Genomic DNA, 14,576 nt, shown 5'->3' on the forward strand with positions numbered 1-14,576 from the left:
TTCAGGCTTCCGTACCGAGGTTCTGGAATGCGGAAAACGGGATCGGATCGATCGGGAAACGCGGCCGCAGCCAGCCGACGTCGTGGCGTCCGGTGGCGCGGCGCAGGCGATCGCTGCAGTAGCCGATGCACATCCGCCCCTGGCAGTCGCCCATGCCGGCGCGGGTGCGCATCTTCAGCCCGGCGATGTCCTGCACGCCCTGTTCGAGCGCGCGCTCGATGTCGCCACGGGTGACCTGTTCGCAGCGGCAGATCACCGTATCGGCCCGCGCCAGTTCGACCTGGCGGGCGCCGCGCTGGGTGTAGCGCTCGACTCCGGCGCGGAAGCGCTTGATCGCCTCCAGGCGGGCGAGATGGGATTCTCGGCGTTCGATGGCCTCGGCGGGCGCGATGGCCTCGCGTTGCAGGAGGATCGACAAGGCCGCGATGCGCCCGCCGATCATCGCCGCCTCGCCGCCGCGGATACCCGCCATGTCGCCGGCCAGGTGGATGTGCGGTTGGCTGCTCTGCTGCCAGACGTTGCATTCCGCGCGCAGGTATCCGTCGTCGCTGAAGCCGTGCTCCAGACCCAACTGCTGGCTGAGCTGGGTGCGCGGGATGAAGCCATAGCCGACCGCCAGGGTGCTGGCCTTCACCGGTCGCGCGTTTTCCAGGTCGGGCCGCCACTCTTCGTCGTAGGGCGCTACCGTCACTTCCGTCAGTTCCCCCTCGCCGCTGGCCTCCACCACGCCCCAGCCATAGTGCAGCGGAATGCCGTTGAGCTTGAGATAGCCGAGCATGCTCAGGCCGTCGAGGAACAGTTGCGGCTTGTTCAGCAGCGCCAGGCTTTCCCTGGCCATGCGGCCGAACGCGCAGGCCTCGTAGACCCCGGCGACACGTACCCCGGCCGCATGCAGCTGGCAGGCCACCAGTGGCAGCAGCGGGCCGCTGCCGGCGATCAGGGTATCGCCCAGGGGCTTCACCACGCCGCTCTTGATCTGCAATTGCAGGCCGCCGAGGAGCATCACCCCGGGCAGGGTCCAGCCGGGAAACGGCACGCTGCGCTCATGGCAGCCGGTGGCCAGGAGCAGGTGCGAATACTCCACCTCGTGCAGCCGTTCCGCCTCGTCGAGGACCATCAGGCGCTGGCCGTCGCCACCGACCACGCGGCTGTTCAGGCGCAGGTCGATGTGCCCGGCGCAGGCGGAGAAATCGCGCCGCAGTTTTTCCAGCATCCGGGTGTAGCGCGCGCCGAGGTAGGCCGGATCGACGCCGGCCCGCAAGGGGCCGCGATAGACCACCCCGCCGGGACGCGAGGCCTCGTCGAAGAGGACGCAGGGGACCCCGCGCCTGGCCAGCTCGATGGCTGCGGCCATGCCGGCCGAGCCGCCGCCGACGATCACCGGGCGCAGGTTCATGGCCGTTCCTCCTGGTCGAAGCGGTTGCTTTCGGTTTCCACCCGCATGCCCGGCCGGACGACGGTCTGGCAGGCGCGGCGCTTGGGCCGGCCGTCGATGGCGACCAGGCAGCAGTGGCATACGCCCATGCCGCAGAAGGCGCCGCTGGCCTGGCCATGGTCGTTGCGCGCGAGCCGGCGCAGGCCCACGGCATTGAGCACGTTGAGCACGGTCTCACCGGCAGCCGCCGCGACGGGCTGGCCATTGAGGTGGATGGTCATGTCTGCCCGCGAGAGGGGCTGGATATCGTGTTGACGTTCAAGAAGGTGCATTGCCCTTTCATCCGTGAGAGAGAGTCGGGAGCCGGCGACACTAGGAGTCGGGCCGGGCGCGGACATTGATCCATGACAGGTGGGTATCTTCCCCTGCCAATTCTGGTAGGTGGGGTGCAGGCGTTCGCGCGGAAAAGTCGAACCCGCGCCTACCCCAGGGTGCCAAGCAGCAAAGCCGGCTCACCCGTGGAGGCCCCATGCTGCAATCCTTCCAACCGCCCTGGTGGTAACGCGCGGTGATCTACCAGGTCTACCCGCGTTCGTTCACCGACAGCGACGGCGACCTGCCCGGCCTGGTCGCGCGCCTGGACCACCTGCGCCGCCTTGGCGGCGACGCCCTCTGGCCGTCACCGGTGTATCGCTCACCCGACCCCGGCGCTGCCGCCGCAGATCGCCACCACCCGTCGTTCCGTGATGTCCGACTCAGTGCGCGCGGGCCACGCCGCGCAAGAGGTTGGCGCTGAGCTTGTCGGCGTTGCAGGTCGCGATGTTGGCCAGCGAGACGATGCCTACCAGGCGCTTGTTGCGATCCATTACCGGCAAGCGGCGCTTCTCCAGTTGCGCCATGTTCTTCGCCACATGGTCCACTTCCTCGTCCTCGAAGCAGTAGCGCAGTTCCCCGCTCATCACCTCGCGCACCGGGCGGTCGGCTCCGAGTCCATCGGCGAGGCCGCGCACCGCCAGGTCGCGGTCGGTGACCACGCCGGTCAGGCGCTCGCCCTCGTTGACCAGCAAGGCGCCGATATCGGCTTGGCGCATCAGCAGCGCCGCCTCGCCGAGGGTGGTCTGGGGGGTGACGGTACGTACTTCGCGACTCATGATTTCCCGGACTTTCATCGTTCTGTCTCCTTCTTCCGGCGCGCCGTTTTCGGCGCGGCTCTCCCTGCTTGTGAATCGCCCGCATACGGGGAGTTCGAAGTTTCTTCCCGGCGTCGCCGTCATCTACCTAGCGCTCGCGCGGGCAGCGTGCGGAAAACAAAAAATTTGCCCGCGTTTTCTGATATCTCGCCGCTGCCCGGATTCTTATTCTCGACTCCTTCTTTGGCATATGCGGGAAAACGAACCATGCGTATCGACGGTCATCGTCAGGTGGTTTCTAACGCAACGGCACAGCCCGGACCGCTACTGCGCCCTGCGGATATGCAGGCACGGGCTCTACAGGACCTGTTCGATGCGCAGGGGGTGGGGGTTCCCGTCGAACATGCCTTGCGCATGCAGGCGGTGGCCAGGCAGACGAATACCGTCTTTGGCATTCGCCCGGTTGAAAGAATCGTCACCACGCTGATCGAAGAGGGTTTCCCGACCAAGGGCTTCTCGGTGAAGGGGAAAAGCTCGAACTGGGGTCCGCAGGCGGGGTTCATCTGTGTCGACCAGCATCTCAGCAAGCGGGAAGACCGCGACACGGCGGAAATACGCAAGCTGAACCTGGCTGTGGCGAAGGGAATGGATGGCGGAGCCTATACCCAGACCGACCTGCGGATCTCTCGGCAACGCCTTGCGGAGCTGGTGCGGAATTTCGGCTTGGTGGCAGACGGTGTCGGGCCGGTTCGCCTCCTGACCGCGCAGGGCCCCAGCGGCAAACGCTATGAGTTCGAAGCCCGCCAGGAGCCGGACGGTCTCTACAGGATCAGCCGCCTGGGGCGGTCGGAAGCGGTGCAGGTACTGGCCAGCCCGGCTTGCGGGCTGGCGATGACCGCCGATTATGACCTCTTCCTGGTAGCGCCCTCGATCGAGGCGCATGGCAGTGGTGGTCTCGATGCAAGAAGGAATACCGCGGTCAGATACACCCCCCTCGGTGCAAAGGATCCCCTGAGCGAGGACGGATTCTATGGCAGGGAGGATATGGCCAGGGGAAACATCACTCCGCGCACGCGGCAACTGGTGGACGCCCTCAATGACTGCCTGGGCCGGGGGGAGCACAGGGAGATGTTTCACCACAGCGACGATGCGGGCAACCCAGGCTCCCATATGGGTGACAACTTCCCGGTCACCTTCTACCTTCCCCGGGCCATGGAGCATCGGGTCGGAGAAGAGTCCGTTCGCTTCGACGAGGTCTGCGTGGTGGCGGATCGGAAGAGCTTTTCCTTGCTGGTCGAGTGCATCAAGGGCAACGGCTATCACTTCACCGCCCATCCCGACTGGAACGTGCCGCTGCGGCCCAGCTTCCAGGAGGCGCTCGACTTTTTCCAACGTAAGGTCTGATGCGCGAAGGTCGTTGGCAAAGCCCGCTTTCCCCGGCGGCATGGGCATCCTGCCGCCTGTTCGAACGGGACTTTCCGAAGCCCCGGACCGGCTCTCTTCGGCCGATGTGAAAACGGCGCATCCCGTTGGGGATGCGCCGTACGCTTCAGCGGTTCGGCACGGTCAGGACGAGCGTCCGCCGCCGTGGCTGTGCTGGCCACCCTTGCGTCCTGCCTCGGAGGCCTTTTCCCGATCGTTGGCGAAGTTCCCGCCGCTCTGCTGGCCGCCCTTGCGGCCCGCCTCGGCGGCTCTTTCCGGGTCATTGGCGAAATTGCCTCCGCTCTGCTGGCCACCCTTGCGCCCGGCTTCGGCGGCGCGCTGCGGGTCATTGGCGAAGTTGCCGCCGCTGGCCTGGCCACCCTTGTGGCCGATCTCCTGGTAGAACTCCTTGCCGTGGCTCCTGGAGGTAGCTGCGCCGCCTTTCTGCCCGGCTTCGCTGGTGCTCATGCCTTGTCGTTTGTCGGTCATGCTCGTGTCCTCCTCTCGAGGGTTGAAAGGGATGCGGCGTTTTTCGCCGCGTGCACTTACTCCGAAGGCTTGCGCGATGGATCGTTCAAACTCTTTGCGGGCGCCCTGGGACGAAAAAATCATTAGCCGATCCAAGGCCTTCCGCTTGCCGGAATATGCTGGGCGGCGCGGGAAACTAAGAATGGATACTCCACTGGCAGGCGGCAGCGGGTATAGGCGAATCGTCCACCGTATGGATCAGTCCGCAAGCCAGGGCGTCTTCCGGACCAAGGATGCGCGGATAGGCCATCAGGTAGCGCGGGATGTCCAGGCGTTCCGGCGCATCACGGGTGTTCTCGGCGACGATCCGGGCGTAAAGCTCCAGGTCGTAGTCGAGGCTCATCGCATATTCCGCCATCCGCGCATGGTCCACCGCGCCATGCAGGGTCCAGTGGAAAGGATGGAACAGGAACTTGCTGTGGGCACTGGCGCTGCGTCGCTCGCCGGCGAGGAACAGGATGTTGCCCATCGACTCGACGGTACCCAGGTTGTGGGTATGTATCGGCACCGGCAGCGCGCGCAGGAAGTTGTACAGGGTAAAGCCGTAGCTGCATTCCCCGCCCATGGTGGCGATGTTGATCCGCAACTCCTCGGCCTCCTGTTGCAGGACCTTGGCGCAAGTGTTGATCAGATTGCCGCAGGTGGACGAATTGATCGGCCCGGTGAAATGGATGATGTGCTGCTTGGACATGCTCGCCTCTCTTTCCGTATCGGTTCCTCGACGGTCTGCAATGCTTTCCCTACAGAGGATTGCCGTACGTCCGCCGTGAGCCATCGTCGCGACGAATGGCACCCAGGGAGCGAGGGCCTGCGTTCCTCGCCGGCCTCCACGACTCAACGTGCGTGCAGTGGCCTCCGGGGGCCGGTATCGAGCGCCACCCATCCCGCCGAATGAACTCCGGTGCTGCTGCGCACGCCCCACCTGCACGACCCACAGCCAGGAGCAATGCCATGCGCGCCCTCACCTTCCACGGCAGCCACGATGTCCGTATCGATCGGGTTGCCGAACCGCGCCTGCAGGAACCCGACGACCTGCTGCTTCGCGTGACCGCCACCGCCATCTGCGGCTCCGACCTACATCTCTACCGGGGCAATATCCCGATGGTCGAGCAGGGCGACATCCTCGGCCACGAGTTCATGGGCGTCGTCGAGGAAGTCGGCTCGGCCGTGACCGCGGTGCGTCCGGGCGACCGGGTGGTGGTGCCCTTCGTCATCGCCTGCGGCGAGTGCTTCTTCTGCCGCCTGAACCTGCACGCCGCCTGCGAGACCACCAACCCGGGGCGCGGCGCGATCCTCAACAAGAAGCAGATTCCGCCGGGCGCGGCGCTCTATGGCTACAGCCACCTGTACGGCGGCGTGCCGGGTGGCCAGGCCGAATACGTTCGGGTGCCCAAGGCCAACAGCGGGCCTTTCGTGATTCCCGACGTAATGGAAGACGAACGCGTGCTGTTCCTCAGCGACATCCTCCCCACCGGCTACCAGGCGGTGCGCAATGCCGGCGTCCGCCAGGGCAGTAGCGTGGCGATCTACGGCGCCGGCCCGGTCGGCCTGATGGCCGCCGCCTGCGCGCGGATGTTGGGCGCCGAGCGGATCTTCATCGTCGACCACCATCCCTACCGGCTGGACTTCGCCGCGCGCTCCTACGGTGCGATTCCCATCGACTTCGACCAGGAGGACGATCCCGCCGCGGCGATCATCGAGCGCACCGACGGGCACCGCGGCGTCGACGCGGTGATCGACGCGGTGGGCTTCGAGGCCAAGGGCAGCGTCACCGAAACCGTGCTCACCGCGCTCAAGCTCGAAGCCAGCAGCGGCAAGGCACTACGCCAGTGCATCGCGGCTGTCCGGCGGGGTGGCACAGTGAGCGTGCCGGGCGTGTATGCCGGCTTCATCCATGGCTTCCTGTTCGGCGATGCCTTCGACAAGGGCTTGACCTTCAAGATGGGCCAGACCCATGTACAGGCACTGCTGCCGGCCTTGCTCGAACACATCGGCAACGGCGACCTGCATCCCGAGGCGATCATCAGCCACCGCCTGCGTCTGGACGACGCACCGGAGGGCTACGCCCTGTTCGACGAAAAACGCGAGGATTGCCGCAAGGTCGTCCTGCGCCCATGAGCCATCGCGGCGCGGCGGTTCAGTCGGCGCGCCGTCGCTCCTCGCCGCATCCGCACTGGCGCTCTTCCTCGGCGGCGACGCTTTCCGGCGTCTCGCCGTCCTGCTCGCCCATGTGCTGGTAGCGCTGACGCAGTTCGCGAAGGGTATCGGCGTCCAGGTCGTCCAGACCGAGCAGCGCATTGTGGGCACGTCGGGTGCTGCGCAACAGTTCGTCGATCTTGATATGCAGCGCGTCGGTATCGCGGTTCTGGGTGTTCTGGATGAGGAAGACCATGAGGAAGGTGACAATGGTGGTCGAGGTATTGATCACCAGTTGCCAGGTATCGTTGAAGTCGAAGAACGGCCCGCTGATCGCCCACAACAGGATCAATCCGAGGGCAACGACGAAGGTTGGCGGGCGGCCGGCCCAGTTGGACAGGCGTTGGGCGAAACGGGAAAAACTCATGGCGGCGGACTCCCTGCTGCATTCTCCCTACTGATGACCGCCCGCCCCGCCGGGCTTTCCAACGACCGGACGAAATGACCGGCGCCCTGCGGGCGCCGGCGACTTCAGGCGGGACGACGGGCTTCGCCGGGGCCCGCTACGTCGGGATCGTCCGGGGCGAATTCCGGTTGCGCCTCGCTCGCCTGGTCGCGCTTGCCCCGCTCGGGACGTAGCGTCGGCGAGGCGGGGCTCAGCGGGGTGTTTTCTGTCTCGGGTGTTTCGCGCTTGGCGGTCATCTCGAGGCTCCTCTGCCGTGCCTCCACGCTAAGGTGCCGGGCGTGGAGGCCGGGACTCGCCCGCCGACGTCGGGCATCCGCGCTCAAGGCGCTTTGTCGGCAGCCGCGCCAGCGCCCAGGTCCGCACCTGTCAGCGGATCGGTCATGGGGTCGGAGCGGGTGCGGTCTGCCATTCGCTGCAACACCTCCTGCTCAGTCTCGGACAGGTTCACGCTGGCCGTGCCGTCGCCTCCATCCAGGGCCGGCTGTGGCGCCTCCACGTATTCCCAGCCATCACCCTCGTTCCAGGAACCGCGCGTGTCGCCCTCGCCGCGCGACATGTTCAGGTAACGCCGGGCGAACTCCGGCATCCCTTGCAGCTTGCCTTGCGGGAAGTTCGGCTGGATCGAGTGCAGGGCCTTTTCGAAGGAAAGCTGGTGCGCCAGCTCGCGGGTCATGAGGAAGGTCAGCGCATCCTTGATGCCGGGATCGTCGGTGAGGTTGATCAGTCGTTCGTAAACGATCTTCGCACGCGCCTCGGCGGCGATGTTGGAACGCAGGTCCGCGGTCGGCTCGCCGATGGTATCGATGTAGGCCGCGCTCCAGGGTACGCCACCGGAGTTCACCAGGGCGGGCCCGCCGCCGTAAAGCAGCGAGGTGATATGCGAGTCGTTGCCGCCTCCGGTCAACGAACGGTACAGCTCGGCCTCCTCCTCCACCGCTTCGGCCAGACGCCCCTTGGCGCCCTTGTTGAGCATGCCGACGATCGAACCGATGATTTCCAGGTGGCTGAGTTCCTCGGTGGCGATGTCCATCAGCAGGTCCTTGCGACCGGGATCGCACTCGCCGAGGCCCTGGGTGAAATAGCGCATGGCGGCGGCCAGCTCGCCCTGCGGCCCGCCGAACTGCTCCAGCAGCAGGTTGGCCAGGCCAGGATCGGGCGCGGCGACCCTGACGGTGTACTGCAGTCGCTTGTCATGTACGAACATGGTTCGTTCCTCTGTGGGTTCGTGGACCTTCCCTCCGACGGACATTCGAACAACGGCTATTCGAAGCGGCGCTTTCATCCTGCGCACGGAAGCTCGGAATCCCGCAGCGGGCGATGGTTCAGAACTTTTCCCCAACGCGTCTCGCCTGGCGCAACGGCGCCGCTGCGCTGACTGCTACCGGTCGGAAAAGAAACTGAACGCTGCGCCCGGCGGCCACCTCTGAGCAGACACATACACACCGAGGAGAACCGCGATGACGAGCAAACAGGAAAACCTGCTGGACTGGCTGCGCGATGCCCACGCCATGGAGCAACAGGCCGAGCAGATGCTGAAAGCGCAAGCCGCGCGGCTGGAACACTATCCGCAACTGAAGACGCGGATCGAACAGCACATCGAGGAAACCCATGGCCAGCAGCGTCTGCTCGAGGAGTGTCTGAAGCGCCTGGACAGCAGTCCGTCGACGCTGAAGGACATCGGCGCCAAGCTGATGGCCTTCGGCCAGGCGGTGGCTGGCATGACAGTCAGCGACGAAGTGGTCAAGGGCGCCATGAGCGGCTATGTGTTCGAAAACATGGAGATCGCCGCCTACACCGTGCTGATCGCCGCCGCCCGCGAGGTCGGCGACGCCGAAACCCTTGCCGCGCTGGAACGCATCCTGCCCCAGGAACAAGCCATGGCGGACTGGTTGCGCGACCATCTGCCGGAACTCACCCAGGCCTTCCTTGCCCGCGACTCTCAGCCGGACACCGAGGCCAAGCGATGAACCCAAGGGTGATCGGGGCGTGCTGCGGGCGATCGGACCCGCAGGCGCCCCTGCTCAAGACCCTGACTTTCGCCATACTGCACTTCAGCATCGCCTTCGGCGTGGCCTACACGCTGACCGGCTCGGTGCTGACCGGCGGCCTGATCGCGCTGATCGAACCCAGTTGCAACACCGTGGCGTTCTATTTCCACGAGCGTGTCTGGCAGCGCTTCGGTGCCCGGCCGCGCCGGGAGAGCGGACACGGCCACGGCAATCTGGTGCCGTCGGAACGCCGCGACTGAGCCGGCGCGCTTCGAGGGCGACGAAAGCCGCCACCGGGCGCAGCAAGCCGGTGGTTCGAGGAGCGACGAGGGTCTCGCGTGTCCGTAGGCGCGTCTCCTTGGAAAGAAGATTTCCTGGCCTCACCCGCGTTTCGGCAATTGCGTCGAAATCGTCGGTTCGCGATGGAGAAAGCGAGGCCTTTGCCGTTTCGTTTCGCCTGCCTGGAAGAGGCGCCCGTCGATCGTTGCATGTTTCGCTCGCGGGTATCGTCGCGGCTAAGGTCAGAGTAACGATCCACCCTGGAGTATCAGCCATGACTACGCCCCGCATGATTGCCAACAGTTTCCGAAATTACCTGGCTGGCTACGACTGCCTGGTTTCCATCAGCGATACCCATGAAGTCACCTTGCAATTCAGCAGCCATGTCAATCCGCAAGAAAACATCACCATTCCAGGAGTCGCCCTCGATCTCCTGGCCAGTGACGAGGCGGTACGCCGGATGAGCGAAGTCCTTCACGACGAGTTCGCCCTGCTCCTCGCCGGTGCCCGCCGTACGCCGCGGATCGGGCGCGCCTGTTCCTGACCGGCCCGGCTCAGTGATAGCCGGCATCGGCGCTCTTGCCGCGAAATACGTAGTAGCTGCAGGCGGTGTAGCCGAGGATGAAGGGAATGATGAACGGCGCGCTAGCCGGCCAAGGCCGGCTGGAGATTTTCCTCCAGCAGCTCCTCCACCAGCCGGCGCAGTGCCGGATGGCGCTCCTGGCCCGCTTCGCGCAACCTCCGGTAACGCCGCAACTGGCGAGCGGCGGAGGTCTCTTCGAGTAGCCCGCAGGCATGCTGGTAGGCCCATTCGTTGCCCTGGCGGGCCTGCGGCCGGCACTGTCGCCAGGCCATTTCCAGCCAGTCCCCGGCACCTACGCAGCGGCCTTCGACGAGATAGCGGCCGGCGCAACCGTAACGCAGCGCCTGCCAGTAGTTTTCCTCCAGGCAGGCGTCGCGCGCGACCGGCAACGCACGCGGGTCCGCGCCCAGCGCTTCGCCCACCAGCGCCCTGAACAGCCCGGCCAGGCTCAGCGCGTCGGCCAGGCGCGGGCAGGCGTCGCAGATACGCAGCTCCAGGGTCGGCACATGGGATGACGGCCGGATCATCCACCAGACCTGGCCATCCTCGCGGATGCAGCCGGTCTCGCGCAGCAGCGCCAGGTGGCGGCGATAGGCGTCCTCGTCGGGCAAGGCAGGAGGAATGTTCATCCTCGGCCACTCGCCGCAGAGTGCCCGTCGATAGCTCGCCAGGCCGCTGCGCCGGCCGCCGCGGAACGGCGAGGATGCGCTCAACGCCAGCAGCAGCGGCAGCCACGGCAACACGCGCTGGAGCACAGCCATGCGGTCGTGGCTCGGCGGTATCTCCACATGCACGTGCAGGCCGCAGACCAGGCTGCGCCGGGCCACCCGCCCCTGGTCCTCGAACAGGCGGGCGAAGTGCGCCGCCGGGTTGCTTCGCGCCCGCCGCCAGTCGGCGAAGGGATGGGTGCCGACGCAGAGCGAGCGCAGGCCGAAGTCCATGGCCAGATGCGCCAGGCGTTGCCGGGCCTGACCGTGGAAGCGCGCGGCCTCGGCCAGGGTGGAGAACACCGGGCTGGCCACCTCGACCTGGCATTCGAACATCTCCTCGGCGAAATGCTCGCCGAGCGTGTCGCGGCAGGCCGCGACGAATCCGGCGGGGGCGGAGCGGACGATGTCCAGGTCGGAGGCATCGAGCAGGAAGAATTCTTCCTCGATGCCGAAGCGAAGGCCGCTGGCGGCCAGGTCGTGGGTCATCGGCGCAGCTCCCGGGGATTGTCTCGGGAAGACGCCGGAGTGCCGTCGAGGTTCGTTTTTTCCGCCGTGAGGTTCCCCGGCGCGCCGCCGATCCTGCCAGTGAAACCTTTTTCCCCTGGTGTCACTCGCACCCATATGTGTGGTCGCCCCGGCCGCCCCCGCAAACCCACGACAAGGAACGCGACATGAGCCTGTCTTCGCCCCTCCCTGCCTCCAGTGCAAGCCCTTCGCCCAGGGTCCGCGACCTGTACCACGCCCTGCTCGACGAGCCCCGCGAGCACCTCGAAGCCGCCGGCGAGTTCCTCGACCAGCAATTGAGCCTGGCCGCCACCCATGACGACGACCTGCCGGAGGACCCCGCCGATTGGCCGGCCTGGCTCGACGCCGGGGCCCGGCGCACCGCCGAGGCGCATGCCGAATACCTCCGGGCACGTCGGCGCGGCGAAGGGCGACGCTACTTCCAGGTTCCCTCCCAGGCGATGCACTTCATTCGCAGCGTGGCCCCGACCAAGCTGGTCGACGGCGCCTGGCTCTATGGGCTGTTGCCGCATCATGGCGAGGAACGCCTGCGGCCGCTGCTGGAGACCTTCCTCGAAGAACTCGGCGACGGCGTCCCGGCACGCAACCACGTCCTGCTCTACCGGCGCCTGCTGGCCAGCATCGGCAGCGAGGAAGTCGAAGGCCTCAGCGACCTCCACTACCTGCAGGGCACCCAGCAACTCGCCCTCGGCCACCTCGCCGCGGACTACCTGCCCGAAGTGATCGGCTACAACCTCGGCTACGAGCAACCGCCGCTGCACCTGTTGATCACCACTCAGGAGCTGCGCGAGCTGGGCTTCGACCCCTACTACTTCCAGTTGCACGTGACCATCGACAACGCCGCCAGCGGGCATGCGCGCAAGGCCCTGCGCGCGCTCTACGACAACCTGCCGCAGCTTGGCGGGCGCGCGGCCTTCCTCGAACGGGTGAGGAACGGCTACCGCCTGAACGAGGTCGGCCTGAGCACTACGCAGGTAATCGACGGCTTCGATCTCGAGGAAGAATTGCTGGCCATGTTCGAGCGCAAGCGCCCCTACGCCGCCGGTATGCATTCGGATCGTTGCCGGATCGGCGGGCGCACGGTGAACCAGTGGCTGGCGGTGCCCGGGCGGTTCCCGGCGTTTCTCGCCTGCCTGGAGGAAGAGGGCTGGATCCGGCGCCATGCCGATCCGCGCGGCAGCCGCTTCTGGAACCTGATCGAGGGCGACCGGGCGGCAATGTTCGGAGTCTTCACTCCCTACGAGCAGCAGTTGCTGTACGACTGGATCGCTGGCGACTGGCAAGCCCCCGCTCCGGCGGACAGGGACCCGCTTGCGCCGCTGGCGGAGCCGGCGACGGCGGGCGGAGACGTGGATGCCGAGCAGGTCGCGCTGCGGCGCGAGCTGCTGCGGCTATCCCCCGAGCAGGGCGTCGCACGCCTTCTCGAACTGATGGCCCCGCACCGCCACCACGGACCCGCCGGTCTCCTTGCCACGCGGATGTTCAGCCAGCGCTGGAGGGCCGCCCATGCCCAGCCTGAATGATCCGCGCCTGGACGTCCTGGTCAGCCTCGGCAACTGGTTGCGAGGCCAGGACTACCGTTTCGTCACCGTCACCCCGGCTACCCATGAGCGCGTCAACGCCCGCCCGGAAAACCGCATGGCCCGGGACCTGGCCGGCATCTTCGGCTGGAGCCGGGCATTCGCCGGGGAAAGCCTGCCGGGCGACTGGCTGACCCTTCTTGCCGGCGCCGACCTGATCCGCCGCGAGGCGGACGGCTGGCGCAGCCAGGTGCGCGTCTCCAGCCTCGGCGAGCAACTGTTCGTCCATTCGGCCTTCCCTACCCTGGCCGCCGACGCGGTGTTCTTCGGCCCCGACACCTACCGCTTCGACCGGCTGATCCGCAGCCACCTGGCATCGTCCGATCCGGCACGCATCCGCCGTGCGGCGGATATCGGCTGCGGCGCCGGCCCCGGCGCGATCCGCATCGCCATGGCCTGCCCGGACGCCGAAGTACACGGGCTGGATATCAATCCGGCGGCGCTCGACCTGGCGCGGGTCAACGCGGCGCTGGCGGGGGTCGGTAACCTGACCCTGGCGCGTAGCGACCTGCTGAGCCAGGCGCCCGGTCGCTTCGACCTGATCGTGGCCAACCCGCCCTATCTCCTGGATGCCTCGGAGCGCGCCTACCGGCATGGTGGCGGGATGCTCGGCGCCGGGCTCTCGCTGGCAATCGTCGATGCCGCCCTCGAGCGCCTGGAAGCCGGCGGCAGCCTGCTGTTGTATACCGGGGTGGCGATGGTCGAAGGCGGCGATCCGTTCCTCGCCCGCATCCGCGAACGCCTGGCGTCTCGGGAGTGGGACTGGGACTACCAGGAACTGGACCCGGACGTGTTCGCCGAAGAGTTGGACAGCCCCGCCTACCGCGAAGCCGAGCGGATCGCCGTGGTCGGCCTGCGGGTCACTCGTCCCGCCTGAGGCGCTCCAGGCCTTCCACCAGATCCTCGTTCAGGCGCTGCCAGCGCTCGGCCACCTCGGCCTCGGCCGGAATCACCGCGAGGACCTCGCCATCCACCCACTCCCAGGGCAGGCACAGGCGTTCCGCCTCGGCCCGGCTGGCGGCGCGCACGGTGCGGGCGAAACGCCGCCAGCCGCGCATGTGCTGGATTTCGTAGGTGGTCATGGGCTCCTCCGGAAGACAGGGACGTTTGTCTTTCGGCGCTCCCCGCGTCTTCCGGTTCAAGGCCCTGGATGGGCGGTCGCGGACCGCCCGGCACGCCACCTGAACCCCCTCGCGCCGGGCCGGTCCAGACTCCTGAACGCCACAGAAAAGAGGTGCCCGTCATGACCCGCGAAATGGCTCGGCTACTGATCAGTCCCTCCAATGCCTGGCCTCGTCTGCGCCAGGACTACGACCATCACCCTTTCGCCTTCCTCGTTCCGCTGTTGCTATTGCCGCTGCTGCCGGCGGCCTGCCTGTTCATCGGCACTACCCAGGTCGGCTGGTCGCTGCCGGGCAACGACAGCGTGCAACACCTCTCCAGCGGCAGCGCCCTGCTGCTGGCGACGATGTGTTACCTGGGCTTCGTCGCCGGCGTGGTGATCATGGGCTTATTCGTACGCTGGGTGCTGTTCCGCACGCCGTCGCGCCCCAGCGTACCGGGCAGCCTGACCTTCACCACGGCGATCGCCGTGCCCTTGATGCTCGCCGGGATCGTCGCCCTGGTGCCCTGGCGGATCCTCCTGCTGCTGGCCGCGGCGGCTGCCTGCGCCTACTCGGCACGCCTGCTGTTCACCGGCCTGCCGCTGTTCATGCGCATGCAGGAGCGGCAGACATTGTTCTACGCCTTCTGCATCCTCGGCGTCGGCTTCCTGACCCTGCTGACCACCGCCTTCATCTTCATCGAGTTCTGGGGGCAAAGCCTGGCCGGCAGCGGCGAGTACCTGCGCTGAGG

Annotated in this window: 19 protein-coding genes and 1 pseudogene; 9 read left to right on the top strand and 11 right to left on the bottom strand. The window is 66.8% G+C overall.

Annotated elements, in window-relative coordinates:
• Nucleotide 1: 1 nt before the first annotated feature.
• Nucleotides 2-1,396, bottom strand: coding sequence for a cyanide-forming glycine dehydrogenase subunit HcnB (gene hcnB, locus FHW81_RS17305; protein ID WP_003089027.1), 1,395 nt, complete (start codon nucleotides 1,394-1,396; stop codon nucleotides 2-4).
• Entirely contained in the window at nucleotides 1,393-1,707 is a 315-nt protein-coding gene (hcnA, locus tag FHW81_RS17310) for a cyanide-forming glycine dehydrogenase subunit HcnA (RefSeq protein ID WP_003113684.1), read from the bottom strand. Before hcnA ends, hcnB begins: the two co-directional genes overlap by 4 nt.
• Nucleotides 1,708-1,943: 236 nt before the next feature.
• Between hcnA and FHW81_RS17315 the strand changes: the two genes are divergently transcribed.
• Nucleotides 1,944-2,171 carry an alpha-amylase family glycosyl hydrolase gene (locus tag FHW81_RS17315; RefSeq protein ID WP_071535968.1) on the top strand — a complete coding sequence of 76 codons (228 nt, stop codon included), beginning with the start codon at nucleotides 1,944-1,946 and terminating at the stop codon, nucleotides 2,169-2,171.
• Here FHW81_RS17315 and FHW81_RS17320 read toward each other — a convergent pair.
• Nucleotides 2,131-2,544, bottom strand: a complete 414-nt coding sequence (locus FHW81_RS17320; RefSeq protein WP_003089022.1) for a CBS domain-containing protein — start codon at nucleotides 2,542-2,544, stop codon at nucleotides 2,131-2,133. The two genes, FHW81_RS17315 and FHW81_RS17320, sit on opposite strands and share 41 nt — an antisense overlap.
• A gap of 228 nt (nucleotides 2,545-2,772) precedes the next feature.
• Between FHW81_RS17320 and exoY the strand changes: the two genes are divergently transcribed.
• Nucleotides 2,773-3,909 (top strand): type III secretion system adenylate cyclase effector ExoY, encoded by a 1,137-nt coding sequence (gene exoY / locus FHW81_RS17325; protein WP_106120664.1) that lies wholly within the window; start codon nucleotides 2,773-2,775, stop codon nucleotides 3,907-3,909.
• Nucleotides 3,910-4,071: 162 nt separating this feature from the next.
• Here the strand turns inward: exoY and FHW81_RS17330 are convergent, their stop codons facing one another.
• Complete coding sequence (locus tag FHW81_RS17330) at nucleotides 4,072-4,416, bottom strand: general stress protein (protein WP_003113680.1); 345 nt, start codon at nucleotides 4,414-4,416, stop codon at nucleotides 4,072-4,074.
• Between the two features lie 175 nt (nucleotides 4,417-4,591).
• Nucleotides 4,592-5,146: a ClpP family protease gene (locus FHW81_RS17335; protein ID WP_003113679.1), complete on the bottom strand. Its 555-nt coding sequence runs from the start codon at nucleotides 5,144-5,146 to the stop codon at nucleotides 4,592-4,594.
• A 260-nt stretch (nucleotides 5,147-5,406) separates the two neighbouring features.
• Here FHW81_RS17335 and FHW81_RS17340 point away from each other — a divergent pair, with 260 nt between their 5' ends.
• Nucleotides 5,407-6,573, top strand: coding sequence for a zinc-dependent alcohol dehydrogenase (locus FHW81_RS17340; protein ID WP_060774237.1), 1,167 nt, complete (start codon nucleotides 5,407-5,409; stop codon nucleotides 6,571-6,573).
• Between the two features lie 19 nt (nucleotides 6,574-6,592).
• On the opposite strand, the gene FHW81_RS17345 is transcribed toward FHW81_RS17340, so the two are convergent.
• The 3 genes from FHW81_RS17345 to FHW81_RS17355 all read right to left on the bottom strand — a co-directional run bounded on the left by FHW81_RS17345 (nucleotide 6,593) and on the right by FHW81_RS17355 (nucleotide 8,261).
• On the bottom strand, nucleotides 6,593-7,018 hold the full coding sequence (locus tag FHW81_RS17345; protein ID WP_003116972.1) for a low affinity iron permease family protein: 426 nt from the start codon (nucleotides 7,016-7,018) through the stop codon (nucleotides 6,593-6,595).
• Nucleotides 7,019-7,122: 104 nt separating this feature from the next.
• Entirely contained in the window at nucleotides 7,123-7,293 is a 171-nt protein-coding gene (locus FHW81_RS17350) for a hypothetical protein (protein WP_003113676.1), read from the bottom strand.
• Nucleotides 7,294-7,376: 83 nt separating this feature from the next.
• A complete protein-coding gene (locus tag FHW81_RS17355) occupies nucleotides 7,377-8,261 on the bottom strand; it encodes a manganese catalase family protein (RefSeq protein WP_003113675.1) in 885 nt (294 codons plus the stop codon).
• A 253-nt stretch (nucleotides 8,262-8,514) separates the two neighbouring features.
• Between FHW81_RS17355 and FHW81_RS17360 the strand changes: the two genes are divergently transcribed.
• The 3 genes from FHW81_RS17360 to FHW81_RS17370 all read left to right on the top strand — a co-directional run bounded on the left by FHW81_RS17360 (nucleotide 8,515) and on the right by FHW81_RS17370 (nucleotide 9,868).
• Nucleotides 8,515-9,024: a ferritin-like domain-containing protein gene (locus FHW81_RS17360; protein WP_003113674.1), complete on the top strand. Its 510-nt coding sequence runs from the start codon at nucleotides 8,515-8,517 to the stop codon at nucleotides 9,022-9,024.
• A complete protein-coding gene (locus FHW81_RS17365; RefSeq protein ID WP_003115518.1) occupies nucleotides 9,021-9,305 on the top strand; it encodes a DUF2061 domain-containing protein in 285 nt (94 codons plus the stop codon). The genes FHW81_RS17360 and FHW81_RS17365 overlap by 4 nt, the downstream gene beginning before the upstream one ends.
• 293 nt (nucleotides 9,306-9,598) lie before the next feature.
• Nucleotides 9,599-9,868, top strand: coding sequence for a hypothetical protein (locus FHW81_RS17370; protein WP_003116974.1), 270 nt, complete (start codon nucleotides 9,599-9,601; stop codon nucleotides 9,866-9,868).
• Between the two features lie 10 nt (nucleotides 9,869-9,878).
• Here FHW81_RS17370 and FHW81_RS17375 read toward each other — a convergent pair.
• Together FHW81_RS17375 and FHW81_RS17380 are read right to left on the bottom strand one after the other, a co-directional pair.
• Nucleotides 9,879-9,980: pseudogene (locus FHW81_RS17375) on the bottom strand (hypothetical protein); the annotation flags it as partial.
• A complete protein-coding gene (locus tag FHW81_RS17380; RefSeq protein WP_003113671.1) occupies nucleotides 9,970-11,103 on the bottom strand; it encodes a carboxylate-amine ligase in 1,134 nt (377 codons plus the stop codon). The gene FHW81_RS17380 and the pseudogene FHW81_RS17375, both read right to left, overlap by 11 nt.
• A 185-nt stretch (nucleotides 11,104-11,288) precedes the next feature.
• Here FHW81_RS17380 and FHW81_RS17385 point away from each other — a divergent pair, with 185 nt between their 5' ends.
• Nucleotides 11,289-12,665, top strand: coding sequence for an iron-containing redox enzyme family protein (locus FHW81_RS17385; RefSeq protein ID WP_003089000.1), 1,377 nt, complete (start codon nucleotides 11,289-11,291; stop codon nucleotides 12,663-12,665).
• Entirely contained in the window at nucleotides 12,649-13,599 is a 951-nt protein-coding gene (locus tag FHW81_RS17390; RefSeq protein WP_033980867.1) for a methyltransferase, read from the top strand. The genes FHW81_RS17385 and FHW81_RS17390 overlap by 17 nt, the downstream gene beginning before the upstream one ends.
• Here the strand turns inward: FHW81_RS17390 and FHW81_RS17395 are convergent.
• Nucleotides 13,583-13,804, bottom strand: a complete 222-nt coding sequence (locus tag FHW81_RS17395) for a hypothetical protein (RefSeq protein ID WP_009876384.1) — start codon at nucleotides 13,802-13,804, stop codon at nucleotides 13,583-13,585. The two genes, FHW81_RS17390 and FHW81_RS17395, sit on opposite strands and share 17 nt — an antisense overlap.
• 161 nt (nucleotides 13,805-13,965) lie before the next feature.
• Here FHW81_RS17395 and FHW81_RS17400 point away from each other — a divergent pair, with 161 nt between their 5' ends.
• Nucleotides 13,966-14,574: a Yip1 family protein gene (locus FHW81_RS17400; RefSeq protein ID WP_033980866.1), complete on the top strand. Its 609-nt coding sequence runs from the start codon at nucleotides 13,966-13,968 to the stop codon at nucleotides 14,572-14,574.
• The last annotated feature ends 2 nt before the right edge of the window (nucleotides 14,575-14,576 follow it).

Origin of the sequence: Pseudomonas sp. RC10-4-2, assembly GCF_050433085.1 — a bacterium.
In the GTDB taxonomy this organism is placed as follows: domain Bacteria; phylum Pseudomonadota; class Gammaproteobacteria; order Pseudomonadales; family Pseudomonadaceae; genus Pseudomonas; species Pseudomonas aeruginosa.

What these genes read in the sequence shown, in the direction of transcription:
- FHW81_RS17390 (WP_033980867.1), top strand. Translation starts at nt 12,649, where the DNA reads ATGCCCAGCCTGAATGATCCGCGCCTGGACGTCCTGGTCAGCCTCGGC.
- FHW81_RS17345 (WP_003116972.1), bottom strand. Translation starts at nt 7,018, where the DNA reads ATGAGTTTTTCCCGTTTCGCCCAACGCCTGTCCAACTGGGCCGGCCGC.
- FHW81_RS17385 (WP_003089000.1), top strand. Translation starts at nt 11,289, where the DNA reads ATGAGCCTGTCTTCGCCCCTCCCTGCCTCCAGTGCAAGCCCTTCGCCC.
- FHW81_RS17335 (WP_003113679.1), bottom strand. Translation starts at nt 5,146, where the DNA reads ATGTCCAAGCAGCACATCATCCATTTCACCGGGCCGATCAATTCGTCC.
- FHW81_RS17380 (WP_003113671.1), bottom strand. Translation starts at nt 11,103, where the DNA reads ATGACCCACGACCTGGCCGCCAGCGGCCTTCGCTTCGGCATCGAGGAA.
- hcnA (WP_003113684.1), bottom strand. Translation starts at nt 1,707, where the DNA reads ATGCACCTTCTTGAACGTCAACACGATATCCAGCCCCTCTCGCGGGCA.
- FHW81_RS17360 (WP_003113674.1), top strand. Translation starts at nt 8,515, where the DNA reads ATGACGAGCAAACAGGAAAACCTGCTGGACTGGCTGCGCGATGCCCAC.
- FHW81_RS17365 (WP_003115518.1), top strand. Translation starts at nt 9,021, where the DNA reads ATGAACCCAAGGGTGATCGGGGCGTGCTGCGGGCGATCGGACCCGCAG.
- FHW81_RS17355 (WP_003113675.1), bottom strand. Translation starts at nt 8,261, where the DNA reads ATGTTCGTACATGACAAGCGACTGCAGTACACCGTCAGGGTCGCCGCG.
- FHW81_RS17400 (WP_033980866.1), top strand. Translation starts at nt 13,966, where the DNA reads ATGACCCGCGAAATGGCTCGGCTACTGATCAGTCCCTCCAATGCCTGG.
- FHW81_RS17320 (WP_003089022.1), bottom strand. Translation starts at nt 2,544, where the DNA reads ATGAAAGTCCGGGAAATCATGAGTCGCGAAGTACGTACCGTCACCCCC.
- exoY (WP_106120664.1), top strand. Translation starts at nt 2,773, where the DNA reads ATGCGTATCGACGGTCATCGTCAGGTGGTTTCTAACGCAACGGCACAG.
- FHW81_RS17395 (WP_009876384.1), bottom strand. Translation starts at nt 13,804, where the DNA reads ATGACCACCTACGAAATCCAGCACATGCGCGGCTGGCGGCGTTTCGCC.
- FHW81_RS17350 (WP_003113676.1), bottom strand. Translation starts at nt 7,293, where the DNA reads ATGACCGCCAAGCGCGAAACACCCGAGACAGAAAACACCCCGCTGAGC.
- FHW81_RS17330 (WP_003113680.1), bottom strand. Translation starts at nt 4,416, where the DNA reads ATGACCGACAAACGACAAGGCATGAGCACCAGCGAAGCCGGGCAGAAA.
- FHW81_RS17340 (WP_060774237.1), top strand. Translation starts at nt 5,407, where the DNA reads ATGCGCGCCCTCACCTTCCACGGCAGCCACGATGTCCGTATCGATCGG.
- hcnB (WP_003089027.1), bottom strand. Translation starts at nt 1,396, where the DNA reads ATGAACCTGCGCCCGGTGATCGTCGGCGGCGGCTCGGCCGGCATGGCC.
- FHW81_RS17370 (WP_003116974.1), top strand. Translation starts at nt 9,599, where the DNA reads ATGACTACGCCCCGCATGATTGCCAACAGTTTCCGAAATTACCTGGCT.